Consider the following 16,250-nt stretch of genomic DNA (forward strand, 5'->3'; position numbering starts at 1 on the left):
TTAATATTGTATCTCAAAGAAGAAGGTTTTATGAAGAGAAGTCTCTATTTGGCAGGAATTCTGATTTTGTTTTCTCAACTTTTGAATGCGCAAATCACGGCTCCGCAATCCACAGGCAGCGATGTAACCCAATATCCTGCTTTTTCGGAAAACGATGATGTTTTTATTTTTTGCACAACTGATTCGACAGCCGAAGTTGGGGCGCTTACCGTTTCAACTGCGTTGGAGGGAACAAAAACCTTTCTTTGGGAAAAATACAACGAGGAAACAGCAATCTTCGAGTTTTTTGTACAGGAGAGTTCCGATGCCGCTTCGCACCAGATCAGTAATTTAGGAAACGGCTGTTACCGCGCCACGGTTACGCTCGAAAGTACCACAAATATATACCGGGCCTGGGTTTTTAATAACTGGACCCTTGCCGAAGGATCTGTTGCAAGTTCTGATTGTGAGTCTTTCAGTCTTGCCGGTGCATTCAGGGCGACCACACTTACCTATTACGATTTAAGTGACAATACTCCGGTAGACCTGTTCAAAGATGTAAAAGTACAATGGCTGGATGGTTCGGAGGTGGTAAGTACCCTGTTAAATCCTGAGTTTTTTGATCCGCCTGCCGAAGACGGGAATTTCACTCTGCGGGTATACGATAAATACGGTTGCGAAGCCCGGTCAACGGTTGCTTATGAATCGCTGGTGACCCAAGCCAGTTTTACTGCAAATCCAATGGAAGGAGAGGCTCCACTGATAGTAACATTTACCAATACATCCAGAAATGCTACCCCGGGCTATTACGAATGGTTCTTTTACCGCGATATGGATGAAATAACCGAAGAATCGCAGGGAGCCAGTGAACCGGTGGATAGTATTCTGATTGTTGCCTACGACGATTCTCCGGTTTATACCTATCAGAATTCCGGGAGATACCTGGTGAAACTTGTAGCCAAGAAAGTAACGCAAACACATACCTGTGTGGATACTTTTGCACTCGAAAAATTAATTGTGGTAGATACTTCTTCGGTTGTGGTACCCAATGTATTTACGCCAAACGGAGACGGTGTAAACGATGATTTTGTAATCATGTTTAAATCGATGAAGAACATTGAAATAACGATTGTTAACCGTTGGGGCAAACGTGTTCATTATTGGAAAAGTGGCGACATTCAGGATCCCGAAAATGCCCGGACGGAAGCTGTTTGGGACGGGAATATTGGTGGACAGAAAGCAAGTCCCGGAGTGTATTACTACGATGTGGTAGGCCGTGGCCGCGACGGACGAAAGCAGACCAAGCATGGCTTTCTTCATCTTTTCAGGGATAAATAATTCAGGTATTTTCTTTTAAACATCCGGTTTCCCGAACATCGTTTCGAGAGCGGCTTTTCTGTACGCAAAAATCTTTGCTAGTTTCTTTTTTATGATCAGTCGGTTGGCAAGGGCTCCCAAAAAGCCAAGTGGCGGCTGGTACGATATAATATCCATCATTTCCACGCCCTCGGATACTTCTCTCAGGAAATGTTCGTGGTGCCACATTTGATAGGGCCCGATTCGCTGCTCGTCAACAAAATAGTGCTTTTCTTTTACGTGCGTGATCTCAGTAACCCAGGTCGTGGAGATGTTAAACAGCGGCTTTACCTTGTAGCTAATAATTTGCCCGGGGTACATTTCGCCTTTGGATTCCGAAGTAATCGTAAAATCCATATCGGCAGGTGTGATTTTGCCCAGGTTAGCCGGGTTGGAGATAAAGCTCCAAACCTGATCTAAACCAGCCGGAATAAGCTGTTTTTGCCTGAATTGATAAAAGCCCATTTGTTTAGTATTCTGTTTGAATAGATAAACAAAATGGGGTAAAATAAGTTGAAAACGCGTAAGATACTTCGGTTAGCTCATGATTGTTCAATGATGGGGATCACCTCTTCTTCCTCCTTTGGGAATACATTGAAATCATCTCCGAACTGGGCCAAAAACTCGATGCTTAAAGCCCGGTAAGTATAGCTGACCGGCAAAAGCATTACGGTTCCGATGTAAGGAATGGCAAGCAATAAAAGCCCGATGCAACAGGTAACCAGTGCCAGGAACAGAACGCCGATTCCAACCGCTATGCTTAGGATGAAAATAAAGAACCCGTATCCGATAAATGAAAAAAAGTACCTCCCAAACAACGACAGAAATTTTCCCCAGGCACGAAGTACGCCTATTCGGTGTTTGTACATAATGGGCACCACAAAATCTTTCAGAAACAAAGAGACAAAACCCATGGTGAGTAAATAGGCGATCAGAAGTAAAATCATTTGCGCAATAGCCCAAAAGATGGCAATGTTGGTAAAATCGCCGTAGTATAGCTCTTTGGCTGACAGAAAGCAGTACATGAGAAAACATCCAAAAAGTACGATGGAGAGCCACCCAAAGAAAAGCTGAAACAAAAAGAGGGAATTCCCTTCTTTCCGGTATTCGTACCATGGCTGGCTGATGTCCGACTTTCCCTGAGCCACATTGTGCAGGAACATAAACTTACCACGGCTGCTGACCCAGATAAACACACTGATTACAACAATCAGAAAAACAATGCCTACGACAATGAGGTTGGCCCACAAAGGATGTGTAGAAACCCAGTCCCAGGCGTTTTGCGGGAAACTGAAAAAATCATCGAACCCATGAGAGTGAGAATTGTAGTTGGAATGACTGCTCCCTGAGCTTCCGCCTTCGCAGTCGGTGAGTCCGGCAAGCCAGGCGGTAAAACCAATGCGAAACCATTTACTCAGATCAAAGGGTTGAAACAAGGCTTTTTTCATGCGTTGGAAGCCAAGAGACAAGGGATGGCTGTAGCTTATGTTCATAACGGTAGGTGTTGATCGTTTGCAAATTACATTTTTTGCTTGAACAGGAAAAGAACTTTCTCCCTAAAGTTTGGGGGCTGAAATGTAGCCGAAAAAGCTGAGCTCTTTGTAATTAAAATTTCCAACCGTAATCAGGGACTTGTTTTCTTGTTTTTTGGGCAACAAGGCTTATATTTATTCGTTGATAGTGTATTCAAATATGCCGTATGAAGAGATTATTATTTTTGACCATTTTGTTTACCGCCCTGATTTTTGACACATTCGCTAAAGACACCAATGCCTGGAAACAGGTAAAGAGTTTGGAGCAGCAATATGAAGTTTTTAAAGAAAATCTGAATTTCTGGAGTGGGAATTATTTTATGAGCCCAAGCCAGCTCGACGAGTTTCACGGAGCTATGACCGATACCATTGCCCGCTTGCAGAAAGAAGTGAACAACGGATTAAGTAAGATTGATCAGCAAAAACAAGAACTCGCAGCCAAGCAAACATTGGTGAACGAAACACAGCAAAAGCTGGATGAAAGTATCCGGGATCAAAATTCGATCAATGTGCTGGGAGCGCGCATAAATAAAAGCGTTTATTCCACGGTCATGTATCTTTTTATCGTAGGAGTGTTGGTGTTGGCGGGTGTGATGTACATGATGTTTCAGCGGAGCCACAAAATTACCCGGCAAACTAAGAAAGAGTACGACGAATTAAAAGCAGAGTACGAAGAGCATAAAAAAGTGGCACTGGACCGCTACACAAAAATCAACATGGAACTTCATAAAACCAGGTTGGAACTTCAAAAGAAATAAATCTGCACTATCGTCAGAAAGGGGAGTGATGGCGCTCCTTTTGCCGAATCATTTAAACCGTTCAGCATCCGGGAGGAGAAGTTGCCCAATTTTGGTAGGTACTTCCTGCGTGTGTTTAACTGCGAATGGGTGAGTTCGGTTAAGGGCTTGATTGCACCTGTAAGCTTCTATTACCAATTGTTTTTCAGAGTGAGCCTTATGCGAAAGTCTGGAATTACAATGGTTAATGCCGATAGACAATTGAAGAGGCTTTAAGAGCGCAGCGAATTTAAGGCTCAATTCAATTGCTAATCGGTATAAAAAGGAAAACCCCGATTCGTCAATTGACGAACCGGGGAATTTCGTATAGTAAAATGGATTAGAAAATGGTCTTATTCTTCTTCCTGCTCTGCTTCGTAAGCTTTTAGCAGTTCTTCCTGTACATCAGCAGGAACTTTTTCGTAACCGTCGAAAGCGATTGCAAACACACCGCGGCCACCGGTAATCGAACTCAGCGAAGTGGTGTACTTGTTCATTTCCTTTAACGGAACTTTGGCAGATATTTTTTCCATCCCGTGTTCAGAACCCATACCCATGATCATGGCACGGCGTCCCTGCAGGTCACTCATGGCGTCACCCATTCTGTCAGACGGAACCCAAACTTCGAGGTTGTATATCGGTTCCAGGATTTTTGGGCCAGCATTTTTGAAAGCCATGCTAAAGGCATTACGTCCGGCGAGTTTGAACGAGATTTCGTTCGAATCAACCGGGTGCATTTTACCGTCGTAAACATAAACGATAATATCGCGTGCATACGAACCTGTCAGCGGGCCTTCTTCCATTTTTTCCATGATTCCCTTCAGAATGGCCGGAAGGAAGCGGGCGTCGATCGAACCACCAACAATACAGTTAGCGAAAACCAGTTTGCCACCCCAGGAAAGTTTGTGTTCTTCAACGGCACGTACCGAAAGTTTTTGCTCCTTATCGCCAAATTTGAACATCGATTTTGGCGCTGCACCTTCATTGTAAGGTTCAATAATCAGGTGTACTTCACCAAACTGTCCGGCACCACCCGATTGTTTTTTATGACGGTAATCCGCCTGGGCAGGCTTGGTAATGGTTTCGCGGTACGGAATTCTCGGAGCCAGGTAGTTCACTTCAATTTTATGAATATTGTCGAAATACCATTTCAACACATTCATGTGGTATTCGCCTTGTGCGTGTACCAACAATTGTTTTAACTCTTTTGAGTATTCAACAACAAATGTCGGGTCTTCGTATTTTATTTTGTTTAATACTTCGCCTACTTTCTCATCGTCAGAATCATTGACTGCTTTAACGGCTACCGTATGGCGGGGAGTCGGGAATTGAATCGGTTCAAATACCGTCCCGGCTTCTTTTAACGAAAGCGTTTGGTTGTATTTGGTTTCTTTCAGCTTAACGGTGCAGCCGATATCGCCGGCTACCAGCTCGTCTACTTTTTCACGGTTTTTACCGGCCGAAACAAAAACTTGCGAAAGACGTTCCTTGTTGCCTGATTTTGAGTTGACCAGGTCCATGCCTTCTTTCACCGTTCCTGACATTACCTTGAAGAAAGTGATCTCACCAACGTGAGGTTCAACAGAAGTTTTGAATACAAACAGGCTGGGCGAGTCTGCTGCATCCATTTTTACTTCTTTTCCTCTAACAATGGGGCGTAATTTCTTTTCATACGGAGCAGGCGCAATGTTGGTAATGAATTCCATTAAACGGGCCACTCCGATGCCTTTTTTAGCCGTGGTGCAGAACACCGGGTACAAGCTTCTGGCCAACATGCCCAGCTTGATCCCTTTCCGCATTTCGTCCTCTGTTAAAGAGCCTTTGTCGAAATACAGTTCCATCAAAGCTTCTTCGTTCTCTGCGGCTTTTTCCACCAGTTCGTTGTGAAGCTCATCTGCACGGTCTTTTTCCGAATCCGGAATATCTAAAATCTCCACTTTTCCGTCTTTCGAGTATTTGTACATTTTCATTTTCAGTACATCGATAATCGACGAAAAATTAGGGCCGGCATCTACCGGGTATTGTACAATGGTAGCTTTGCCTCCAAAAGTATTTTTACACTCTTCCAGAGTGTTTTCGTAGTTCGAGTTGTCGTGATCCAGTTGGTTGAAAACAAGGATCAGCGGAGTATGTGCCTTGCTGGCATGACGAATGGCCGCTTCTGTTCCGGCTTCAATACCACTGGTGGTATTAATGGTTAAGAGGCCCAGTGCAGTTACACTCAGTGCAGAAACAACACCACCACACAATTCGTCCATCCCGGGAGTATCAATAATATTGATCTTTTTCCCGTTGAATTCGGTGTACAATAATGTAGAAAAAACAGAATTGCCATAATCCTGTTCTATCTGGTTGTAATCTGAAACTGTATTTTTTGAGGTTACTTCACCTCTGCGACTTATAACTCCACCCTCGAACAGCATAGCTTCTGCGAGGGTGGTTTTCCCACTGCCGGCATTACCAAGTAAAGCAATGTTCCGGATTTCTTCCGTTTTATAGACTTTCATTCTATTTTAGTTTTATTGGTTATTGATTCTCGCTTGAACTTCTTGTTTTCGAAGCAAGGACACCAAAAATAGCAATATTTTGCAAAGAATCAAGTGCTGTTAAACAGCCCCCTATACTATTGATATGCAGGAGGTAGGAATCGTGAAATTAAGTGACATTCAGTGAGCAGATTAGATGACTTTTGTTAATAAATGTTATAGTCTGGAATGGCTCTGAATAAGCAGTTGCTGGAAGGTTTTCAGGGGATCTTTCCTGCTGTTCTTTGGGGAGAATTTCACACCGGAAATAAAGCCTGTTTTGGTGGTTGGTTTTGATGCAAAAGCACTCAGCGAAATCATGATTTGTAATTTCCAATGTTAATTTATTTAGAACGATTAAAAAAAAGGACAATAAAAGTGTTTTTTGTCTGAAATAAGCATTTATATTTGCAACGTGACAAAAGTCATATAACGAGAAGTTTTTAAGATTGAAACAATGAAAAAATATTCTTCTGAAATAATGGGACAATCAATGGCATGTATGATGTGTATGTGTTGTGATTGGCTATGCTTGCAGAAGAATAACTGAATAAGTAAGAATTATAACTACCTAATAATTACGGCTCTTCTGCACTTGCGGAAGGGTCGTTTTTTTTTAGTTGAAACGGAACAAGGCAAAACTGCTGACAAGCCGGATGAACCAAAAGACAAACAAATGGGAAATACAGCAACAGGAAAGACCATAGAGCGGAAACGCCGCAGCATTGCCAAAACAATCTCGTGGCGTGCGGTGGGGACACTCGATACCATCCTTATCTCGTGGATTGTAGTCGGAAACATTCATTTTGCGGTAACCATTGGAGGGGTAGAGTTGTTTACCAAGATGGCGCTTTACTTTTTTCACGAACGTGCGTGGAATAAATGCAATTACGGAAGAGAAAAAGAAGTACCGATTGAATACGAGATATAAGAAATGAAGAAGAACTTTTTACCCATATCGATCGATATTGCCAACGAGAAAATCCTGGTAATAGGAGGCGGCCCGGATGCCCTGAAAAAGTTGCGGATACTTCAGCGTTTTGAGGCCGAGGTAGAAGTACTGGCTCCGGAAGTGTGCGAAGAAATCAAGCAAAGTGGTGTAAAGTACATCGAAGCAGGATACGACAAGAAGTATCTGAAAGATTACTTAATGGTTTATTCCTGTTTGGATGATGAGGATGCTGACCAGCAAATTGTTAAAGATTGCAGGGAAGCGCGTGTTTTGGTGAACATCCACGATAAACCTGCGTTGTGTCAGTTTGTATCACCCGCCATTTACCGGCAGGGGAATATAACGGTAGCCGTTGGATCGAACGGCGAAAACGTTCATGAATCAATAAGAATCAGAGATCTTATAAAAGATAAATTGCAATTTAATTTAGGATAGAAATGAGTTTAAAGTTGAATCCATTAAGTGACCAACAATTAACCGCGTTGGGACAACTGGTACAAGGATTAACAAAGGAACAAACCCTTTGGCTAAGCGGCTATTTCGAAGGCCGGCTGGCAGTTTTAGGCGCAAGCTCCGAAGTTCAGTCAATAAGCGCGCCGGCCGCAGCTGTTGCACCGGCACCGGAGAACCGTATCAACCTGACGATTTTGTTTGGAACAGAAACCGGTCATTCGCAGGGATTGGCTGAGCGTCTGGGCGAAAAAGCAACCTTTAAAGGTATCAATGCACAGGTGTACAGCCTGTACGATTACAACTACAAAAAACTGAAAGAAGAAGAGAATGTAGCCATAATCGTGAGTACACACGGCGAAGGCGACCCGCCGGACATGGCCGAAGATTTTCACAAGTATGTAACCGGCAACCGGGCGCCGCAGCTCGAAAGTACCAACTATTCGGTGCTGGCCCTGGGCGATAAAACCTACCGGAACTTTTGTAAAACCGGAGAGGACATCGATGATGCGCTGAAAAGCTGTGGCGGCTACCGGATCACGTCGATGGTGAAATGCGACGTTGATTACGAACAGAGCGCCGAAATCTGGATGAACAACGTGTTGCTCAACCTTACTCCGGCCGAAGCACCGGCAGCATCAGGTTCTGCCACGCCTGCAGCTCCCGCGCCGGCAACGGCGGTAAACGGGGCTGCTGTGGTGGGTGAGACCTTCTCGAAAAACAATCCTTACATGGCGACCGTCCTTGATAAGGTAAAGATAACCGGACGCGATTCGGACAAGGAAGTCTACCATGTGGAGCTTTCGCTCGAAGGATCGGGGCTGGAATACGAACCGGGGGATTCCCTGGGGATTTTCGCCCATAATCCAACCGGCCTGGTGGAGGCGATTTTCGAACAAACCGGTTTTGATCCGGAGCAACAGGTAGATTTTGGCGAAGACAAGATCGGTCTGAAAGAGGCGCTGAGTTACCACCTCGAAATCACAACGCTGACTTACGACCTGCTGGAAAAATACTACGATAAAACCAAGAATGCCGATCTGCTGAAGATTCTCGAAGACGAAGATGCTTTAAACGACTATTTATACGGACACGATGTACTGGACTTACTGGAAGATTTTCCGTTTAAGTGGAATGCCAACAAACTGGTGAGCATTTTGCGCCCGGTTCCGCCGCGTTTGTATTCGATATCCTCGAGCATGGAGAGTGTGGGGGAAGAAGTACATGCCACGATCTCGGTGGTGCGTTACGAGCGTAAAAACCGTACGCGCAAAGGTGCCTGCTCCAGTTACCTGAGCGACGGGGTGGAGGTAGACGACCAGATCCCGGTTTACATCGAGAAGAACCCGGCGTTTAAACTGCCGCTGAACGGTTCCAAAATCATTATGGTGGGAGCCGGAACCGGTGTGGCGCCTTACCGTGCCTTTATGCAGCACCGCGAAAGTCAGGGAATGAAAGGAAACACCTGGTTGTTTTTTGGCGACCGCAGGTTTAGCTCCGATTTTCTGTACCAGGCCGAGTGGCAGAAACTGCTGAAATCAGAACACCTGGAACGGATGGACGTGGCTTTTTCACGCGATCAGGAAGAAAAGGTTTATGTACAGCACCGCCTGAAGGAAAATCAAAAAGAAGTATTCGAGTGGCTTGAAAACGGAGCTTATCTCTACCTCTGCGGCGACATGAAACACATGGCCAAAGATGTGAACAAGGCCTTGCTGGAAATTGTGCAGGCGCAGGGAGGCATCAGCCAGGAACAAGCCGAGAAATACATTAAGAATCTGAAGCGCGAAAAGCGTTTCCAGACCGACGTTTACTAACGATACTACAACAACTCAACAACAACCCGATTTTAATACCCGAAAAATGAGTGAAACAATCAACTGGAAAGAACTGTCGGAGGTAGAGCGCCTGAAACACGAGAGCAACTACCTGCGTGGTACCCTGGTCGAAAGCCTGGCCAACCCGATTACGGGAGCCATTTCGGACGGCGACACGCAGATCTCGAAATTTCACGGTATCTACCAGCAAACCGACCGCGATCTCGACAAAGAAAGAAAACACCAAAAGCTGGAGCCGCTGTACTCCTTCCTGCTGCGAATCAGGATGCCCGGAGGGCGGTTTACCCCGGATCAGTGGCTGCGCATGGATGATCTTTCGAACAAGTACGCCAACGGTACGCTAAAGCTTACTACGCGGCAAACCTTTCAATTGCATGGTGTTTTAAAGAAGAACCTGAAAAACACCATCAGCGAAATGAACCAAAGCCTGCTGGATACGATCGCGGCTTGCGGCGACGTCAACCGAAATGTGATGAGCCATGCCAACCCGGCTGAATCGCCTTTTCATGCGGAAGTCATTGACCTGGCCCGGAGTATCAGCGAGCACCTTTTGCCGCGGACGACCGCTTACCACGAAATCTGGCTCGACAAAAAACTGGTGGCCGGTGGTCAGCAGGATCAGGAACCCATTTACGGAGACCGTTATTTGCCGCGAAAATTCAAGATTGGCGTGGTGATTCCTCCGTATAACGATTGCGATGTTTTCTCGCAGGACCTGGGATTTATCGCCATTGTGGAGAAAAACAGGATCGTTGGCTACAACGTGGTCGTGGGCGGCGGTTTGGGATCTACTTTCGGGATGCCCGAAACCTACCCGCGTGCCGGAACGGTCATTGGCTTTTGTTTGGCTGATCAGGTAATAGATGTGGCCGAAAAAGTATTGCTGGTGCAACGCGACAACGGCGACCGTAAAAACCGCAAACAGGCCCGTCTGAAATATACCTTCGACCGGATGGGGGAGGAGTTGTTCAAAGCGGAAGTGGAAAAGCGCCTGGGCTACGCACTGGAGGAAGCCAAGCCTTTTGTGTTGACGCATAACGGCGACGATTACGGTTGGAAAAAGGGAACCGACGACAAATGGCACCTGACGTATTTTGTGGAAGGCGGCCGTGTGCGCGACGACGAAAAGTTTCAGCTAAAAACCGCGATAAAGGAAATTGCCAAAATCAGTGACGGGGATTTTATCATTACCGGTAATCAAAACCTGATCATTTCCGGCGTTTCGGCACCTGTGAAGAAAAAGGTCGATGCCCTGCTAAAAAAGTACGGGGTGGCACCTACCGAACTTTCCGGATTGCGGAAAAACTCCATCGCTTGTGTGGCTTTGCCCACCTGTCCGCTGGCCTTTGCCGAAGCCGAACGGTACTTGCCGACACTTGTATCAAAAATTGAAACCATCCTTAACGAATTCAAACTGGGAGAGGAAGAAATTGTGATCCGGATGACAGGCTGTCCCAATGGTTGCGGAAGGCCTTACCTGGCAGAAATCGGGCTGATCGGGAAATCGCCGGGTTACTACAACCTGTACCTGGGCGGCAGTTTTAACGGCGATCGTTTAAATGCCCTGTACAAGGAAACCATCAACGAAGAAGAGATTCTGCAGGAACTAAGGATCATTATCGAAGACTTTGCGGCGAATCGCACGGAGAAAGAACATTTCGGCGATTTTGTGATCCGCAAGGGATATGTTCAGGAGATCCTTGAAGGAAAAGATTTCAGGCATTGATCCTGTCACGTGGGGGTAAAAGAGAATTACAGGATTAAACACTTTACAAGATGGCGGTAATTTGACATTAAACCCCCTAAATCCCCCGATGGGGGACGATTCTTTCCGTCAGCTGACGGAGAGGTGAGGAGGGGGCATTGCCCGACAACGTGAAAATGAAAATTTATTTCAGATTGGGACAACTTCATCTCTTACATTTTTTAGGACACTAACTACAAAGGTTATGAGCAAAACAATATCAATATTAGGCAGCGGCTGGCTGGGAACGGCTTTGGGTAAATCGCTTTTGCGCAAAGGTTGGGACGTAAAAGGTTCCACCACATCGACACAAACCTACAACGACCTCGAGATGACCGGCATCAGTACCTTTTATGTAAAGGTGCAGCCGCAGGGCATCCGGATCGATTACAACAGTTTCTTTAACACCGATGTTTTGCTGGTCAGTTTTCCGCCTACGCGTACTTCCTGCGTCGAAGAATCGTTTCCGCAGAAAATTGAGCAGGTGGTGCAAAAGATCAAGGAGATCGGCATCAAAAAGGTGCTGTTTATTTCTTCTACGTCGGTGTATGAATCCCGAAACGGAGAAGTGAAGGAAGGAAACGAAGGAACGCCGGAAAAAGCCAGTGGCCGGGCTTTGCTTTTGGCCGAAAAGCTTTTTTTGCAGGAGGACGCTTTTCAAACCACGGTACTTCGTTTTGGCGGTCTGATTGGTTACGATCGCAATCCGGCGCGTTTTGTTCAGCACCGTACCGAGGTGGCAGGCGCCGTGCCGGTGAACCTGATCCACCGCGACGATTGTGTCAACATCATCACCGAAATACTCGAAAAGGAGGTTTGGGGAGAGGTGTTTAACGCCGCTTCGCCCGAACATCCGACCAAAGCCGAATTTTACGCCAAGGCAGCAAAAATAAGCGAGTTGCCGGTTCCGGCGTTTACCGGTACACCGGAACCCTTTAAAATTGTGAACAGCGATAAACTCCGGGAAAAGCTCGGCTATCAATTTATTTACAACAGCCCGATGGACTATCTGCGTGAAGTGGAAGAGTGGGCCTACCGTATCTGACAATACGGTAAAATTTGGAGGAAATCATGCAGAAAGGAAAGGTATATATTGTGGGGGCGGGTCCCGGGCCGGCCGACCTGCTGACCATTCGTGCGCATCGTGCGATTGGAGAGGCCGATGTGGTGTTGTACGATGCCCTGGTGTCGCGCGAGGTGCGGCAGCTTTTCCCCGAAAAAGCCGAACTGGTGTTTGTGGGGAAAAGGGCCGGGGATGGCCGCGATGTAACAGTGCGCCAAAATGCTATACACGCCAAAATGCTCCAGCACTCGCAGGAAGGGAAAACCGTGGTGCGCGTAAAATCGGGCGACCCGATGGTGTTTAGCCGCGGCGCCGAAGAGACTTCTTTTTTAAAGGAAAATGAAATTCCGTATGAAGTGATTCCGGGAATCTCGGCCTTTAATGCGGCAGCTGCCGAGTTTGGCGTGGCGCTAACCGACCGCCGCGGAAGCAACTCGCTGCACCTGCTTTCGGGCACCGATGTGTCGGGGAAGCCGTTGAATGCACAACACCTGGCCGATATACTGGAAAAACGCGGAACGGCGGTGCTCTACATGGGAACCAAAGTGCTGGACCAGATTGTGACAGCTTTTGATCCCGCAGAGCGTGGACAAATCTCAGCCACCATCGTTTCCCGCACAGGCCTGCCCGATTCGGCGATCATGGAAGGAAAACTTACCGAAGTGGCGGAACAGCATTCTATTGCTCCCTTAAAAACTCCCGCATTGATTTTTTTGAAAAAGTATTAATGGCTTATCAGCCGGTCTCTGCCCCTCGTTTGCAACGAGGGGTAAGTTGTTTCGCATTTGTAATGCCATTTTCTTCGGCATCATTTTTATCATTGAACGGCTATTTTAAGAACTGAAAAATGAGTTGCAAACTCAAACCCGCTTGCCCCTCGTTGCAAACGAGGGGCAGGTGCGAGCTATTACGCTTTCACCCTTTCAGGGTTTGGACCGACGCTGAAGGTGTCGGATTTTAATAGCCCGGTGCGGAGTGCCGGGTTAGGAATGAAAATACAACCTCGTCCGGCGGGGTGGGTGGATAAAAGCGCATTTCGCAGTTCCGGACGCCTCTAGCCTTCGTTTGCAACGAGGGGTAAGTTGCTCTGCATTTGTAATGCCATTTTAATCAGCATTTTTGCGATTTAATCTCCTGCCGGAGGCCTTCATCTTTGCCTTGACGCAAAGACGAAGCAGAAAAGTCAAGGCTGCGCCCGCTTCGCTCGAAAAACTCACGTATTGACGGCTAAGAGTTCGGAACTCCCCCGAGTTCTCGGGGTCAAACAGCCGAACTCTTTTAACGCCGTCTTCACTTGTTTTTCGGCTCACCGGACGAGGCCGGGAGACGCGATCTGTAAATAATTTTCTGGTTTTACGGTGCTGAAGGTGTCGGAGCTTAATAGCCCGGTACGGAGTGCCGGGTTAGGAATGAGAATACAACCTCGTCCGGCGGGATGGGTGGATAAAAGCGCGTTTCGCGGTTCCGGACGCCTATAGCCTTCATTTGCAACGAGAGGTAAGTTGTTCCGCATTTGCAATGCCATTTTCATCATCAGCATTTTCATCATCGAACGGCTATTTTAAGGACTGAAAAATGAGTTGCAAACTCAAAACTGCTTGCCCCTCGTTGCAAACGAGGGGCAGGTGCGAGAACGGGTCCAGAAGATGGCGCCCTGTAGGGTGTGGAGCCGCCCTGTAGGTCCGGGAGGCGTCCTGTAGGTTCTTGACCCTCCCTGTTACATTTTTACCCCTCCCTGTTAAACAGGACGTGAAAAAAAGCTACAGGATTGAGAAAAACTTCAACAGGGCGATAAAAAACCTTACAGGACGGCCAAAAATGGTACAGGGAATCAAAAAAATGCTACAGGGAGGCAAAAAAGTTAACAGGGCGGCTCGCCGGGTTACAGGGTTTCCGAAATTTTAGCCGGAAATACGTGAGTTTTTCGAGCGAAGTGGACGCAGCCCAGAGCTCGGGAATAACTTCCTCGTATTTACTATTTGTGTCATGACAAATAGTAAAATCCGGCGGATAGGCCAAAGATTGTAAGTGCAGGAACTCCTTACATTTTAAGAATAGATTATTTCCATAAGTGGATTAAATCTTTGAAGCATTCGAAAGCAGGGGCGAGGAAAAATCCCCTGTTTTTTTGCTTTGCGCCCCCGGGGATGGTTTTGAGCTTCAGGTTATCGGCATTTAGAAGGTGAATAGAATCGTCTTAAATAAGTTTACAGGTTATACGTAAATCGAGATCAGCGAAAAGGCGATCAGGAAAATGGAAAGCAGGTAGTAGATGAGCACTTTGCGGTAGCGGCCTTTGCTGTCCTGGGTTTTGAGCGAGGAGATCAGTCCGAGGTTGGCAATAAATAGTGCAAAAAGCATCAGTACAATGTGCTCCACCGGCCACAGCCGTTTCGATACTTTTTCCGCTCCTTCTTCAATGCCCATGTAATTGAGGCCGGCGTCGGTGCCCAGGCCGGTAAACAGGATGATCCCAAAAATAAGTTGCAGGTAGAGGTTGATGATAAACGCGTACGACAGGAATTTGTCGAAGGTCGAAAATTTGCGTTTTTGCCGGATCCCGCTTACCGAGCGGTAGACCAGCAAAACGGCAAACACCAGGAAACTCACGCTCACCACGTAGTGAACGATTTTCACCGTGGGGATGATCAGGAGCGTGGAAAGCTGAACTGTTTCGTTTATCATTGTTGTTACTTCTCTGTTCTGTTTTTTAAAAATTAGATTTCACGCAAAGTGCGCCAAGCTTTACTCCAAAGCACGCAAAAAAGGGAAGCTGATAATTCCTGCTCTGTGATCTTTGCGCTTCTTTTACCTCTTTGCGTGAACCTTTTATTTTCTATTGTGACACCTGTTTTTGACCCCTAAATCCCCTGAAGGGGACTTAAGCCACCTGCCAACCGGCAGAGTTAAACTGTGTCACTTTCATTTTTATATTCATCAACTGTCGTTTTACTTCGACCTGTTTTTTCAGTCTGAACACTGCAAACTGCGACTGCGAACTATCCCTACCGTCCCCAGTTGGCCTGTTTGATCCAGTCGACCACAAACTTGGCATTTTCAACCGGAATACCCGGGATAAAACCGTGGCCTACGTTAAAGATCCATTTGTCGTTGGAAGCACCAAACTCGAGGTAGGTTTCGAGTTTTTGCCCGATTGTTATTTGGTCGGCCAGCAAAATACGCGGGTCGAGGTTTCCCTGGATGCCCAGTCCGGGGTGCAGCATACTGCGGGCTTCATCGAGCGGAACCTGCCAGTCGATGCTGATAAAATCGGCATCTTCGGGGCCGAGGTATTTCAGGCCCACACCCAATCCCTTGGGTAAAAAGATAACGGGCGTACCGGTTTCCATCACCGCCGCCGAAATACGGCGTACATGCGGCATGATGAGTTCCATATATAAATCGACCGGAATTAACCCGGCATGTGTTTCAAATATCTGAAATGCGGCTATTCCGTGTTTTACCTGGTTTAGCGCGTATTCAATCGACAGGTTGGTGATGACTTCGAGCAGCTCGTTGGCGAGGCTTTTGTTTTGGTACAGCAACGCCACTGCGTCGGGGAAGGTGTGGTTGGTACCCAGTCCCTGCACCATGTAACAGAGCGTGGTAAACGGAGCTCCGCAGAAACCGATCAATGGAACATCGACCGGCCTGCGTTCTCCAATCCTATCAATTACGTTATATATATACTCCAGTTTTTGAGCGTCGGCCTTTAAAAACGACAGCGGATCGGCGACATCTTTCAGCGCCTTTTCAAAACGCGGTCCCGAATCGGTAAAGGCGAGGTTCATTCCCAGCGCTTCCGGAATCACAAGGATGTCGGAAAACAAAATGGCGGCATCCACACCCAGGTCATGGACCGGGAGCAAAGTAACTTCAGCTGCCAGATCGGGCGAACGCATCAGTTCGTGAAAACTGTGTTCTTTCCGCATTTCGAGGTACGAGGGAAGCACTCTTCCCGCCTGCCGCATAAACCACACCGGTGGCCGCTCTGTTTTTTCTCCCCGTAACGTTTTTTCGAAAATATTGCTCATG

General features: G+C 46.8%; 13 protein-coding genes. 8 read left to right on the forward strand and 5 right to left on the reverse strand.

The features are described 5' to 3' along the window. The first annotated feature begins 30 nt into the window (after window positions 1-30). Window positions 31-1,317, forward strand: coding sequence for a gliding motility-associated C-terminal domain-containing protein (locus INQ51_RS14965; RefSeq protein WP_233378779.1), 1,287 nt, complete (start codon window positions 31-33; stop codon window positions 1,315-1,317). Between the two features lie 15 nt (window positions 1,318-1,332). Here the strand turns inward: INQ51_RS14965 and INQ51_RS14970 are convergent, their stop codons facing one another. Both INQ51_RS14970 and INQ51_RS14975 read right to left on the reverse strand, forming a co-directional pair. After that, entirely contained in the window at window positions 1,333-1,800 is a 468-nt protein-coding gene (locus INQ51_RS14970; protein ID WP_233378780.1) for an SRPBCC family protein, read from the reverse strand. Between the two features lie 77 nt (window positions 1,801-1,877). Next, entirely contained in the window at window positions 1,878-2,828 is a 951-nt protein-coding gene (locus INQ51_RS14975) for a hypothetical protein (protein WP_233378781.1), read from the reverse strand. 206 nt (window positions 2,829-3,034) lie between these two features. On the opposite strand from INQ51_RS14975, the gene INQ51_RS14980 reads away from it, so the two are divergent. After that, a complete protein-coding gene (locus INQ51_RS14980; protein ID WP_233378782.1) occupies window positions 3,035-3,625 on the forward strand; it encodes a hypothetical protein in 591 nt (196 codons plus the stop codon). Between the two features lie 371 nt (window positions 3,626-3,996). Here the strand turns inward: INQ51_RS14980 and INQ51_RS14985 are convergent, their stop codons facing one another. After that, window positions 3,997-6,150, reverse strand: coding sequence for an elongation factor G (locus tag INQ51_RS14985; protein ID WP_233378783.1), 2,154 nt, complete (start codon window positions 6,148-6,150; stop codon window positions 3,997-3,999). Window positions 6,151-6,844: 694 nt separating this feature from the next. On the opposite strand from INQ51_RS14985, the gene INQ51_RS14990 reads away from it, so the two are divergent. The 6 genes from INQ51_RS14990 to cobA all read left to right on the forward strand — a co-directional run bounded on the left by INQ51_RS14990 (window position 6,845) and on the right by cobA (window position 12,943). Next, the gene (locus INQ51_RS14990) at window positions 6,845-7,099 is read left to right on the forward strand and encodes a DUF2061 domain-containing protein (RefSeq protein WP_233378784.1); all 255 of its coding nucleotides are present in this window, start codon (window positions 6,845-6,847) and stop codon (window positions 7,097-7,099) included. A 3-nt stretch (window positions 7,100-7,102) separates the two neighbouring features. Next, the gene (locus tag INQ51_RS14995; RefSeq protein WP_233378785.1) at window positions 7,103-7,555 is read left to right on the forward strand and encodes a bifunctional precorrin-2 dehydrogenase/sirohydrochlorin ferrochelatase; all 453 of its coding nucleotides are present in this window, start codon (window positions 7,103-7,105) and stop codon (window positions 7,553-7,555) included. A 2-nt stretch (window positions 7,556-7,557) separates the two neighbouring features. Beyond that, window positions 7,558-9,387 carry an assimilatory sulfite reductase (NADPH) flavoprotein subunit gene (locus tag INQ51_RS15000; RefSeq protein ID WP_233378786.1) on the forward strand — a complete coding sequence of 610 codons (1,830 nt, stop codon included), beginning with the start codon at window positions 7,558-7,560 and terminating at the stop codon, window positions 9,385-9,387. Window positions 9,388-9,433: 46 nt separating this feature from the next. Next, window positions 9,434-11,134 (forward strand): assimilatory sulfite reductase (NADPH) hemoprotein subunit, encoded by a 1,701-nt coding sequence (cysI, locus tag INQ51_RS15005; RefSeq protein WP_233378787.1) that lies wholly within the window; start codon window positions 9,434-9,436, stop codon window positions 11,132-11,134. Between the two features lie 223 nt (window positions 11,135-11,357). Next, window positions 11,358-12,197: an SDR family oxidoreductase gene (locus tag INQ51_RS15010; protein WP_233378788.1), complete on the forward strand. Its 840-nt coding sequence runs from the start codon at window positions 11,358-11,360 to the stop codon at window positions 12,195-12,197. Between the two features lie 26 nt (window positions 12,198-12,223). Next, the gene (gene cobA, locus INQ51_RS15015; RefSeq protein ID WP_233378789.1) at window positions 12,224-12,943 is read left to right on the forward strand and encodes a uroporphyrinogen-III C-methyltransferase; all 720 of its coding nucleotides are present in this window, start codon (window positions 12,224-12,226) and stop codon (window positions 12,941-12,943) included. A gap of 1,486 nt (window positions 12,944-14,429) precedes the next feature. Here the strand turns inward: cobA and INQ51_RS15020 are convergent. Continuing rightward, on the reverse strand, window positions 14,430-14,900 hold the full coding sequence (locus tag INQ51_RS15020) for a hypothetical protein (RefSeq protein WP_233378790.1): 471 nt from the start codon (window positions 14,898-14,900) through the stop codon (window positions 14,430-14,432). 320 nt (window positions 14,901-15,220) lie between these two features. After that, window positions 15,221-16,249: a uroporphyrinogen decarboxylase gene (gene hemE, locus INQ51_RS15025; RefSeq protein ID WP_233378791.1), complete on the reverse strand. Its 1,029-nt coding sequence runs from the start codon at window positions 16,247-16,249 to the stop codon at window positions 15,221-15,223. Between the last annotated feature and the right edge of the window lies 1 nt (window position 16,250).

Source organism: Maribellus sp. CM-23 (assembly GCF_021354595.1).
Taxonomy (GTDB): domain Bacteria; phylum Bacteroidota; class Bacteroidia; order Bacteroidales; family Prolixibacteraceae; genus Draconibacterium.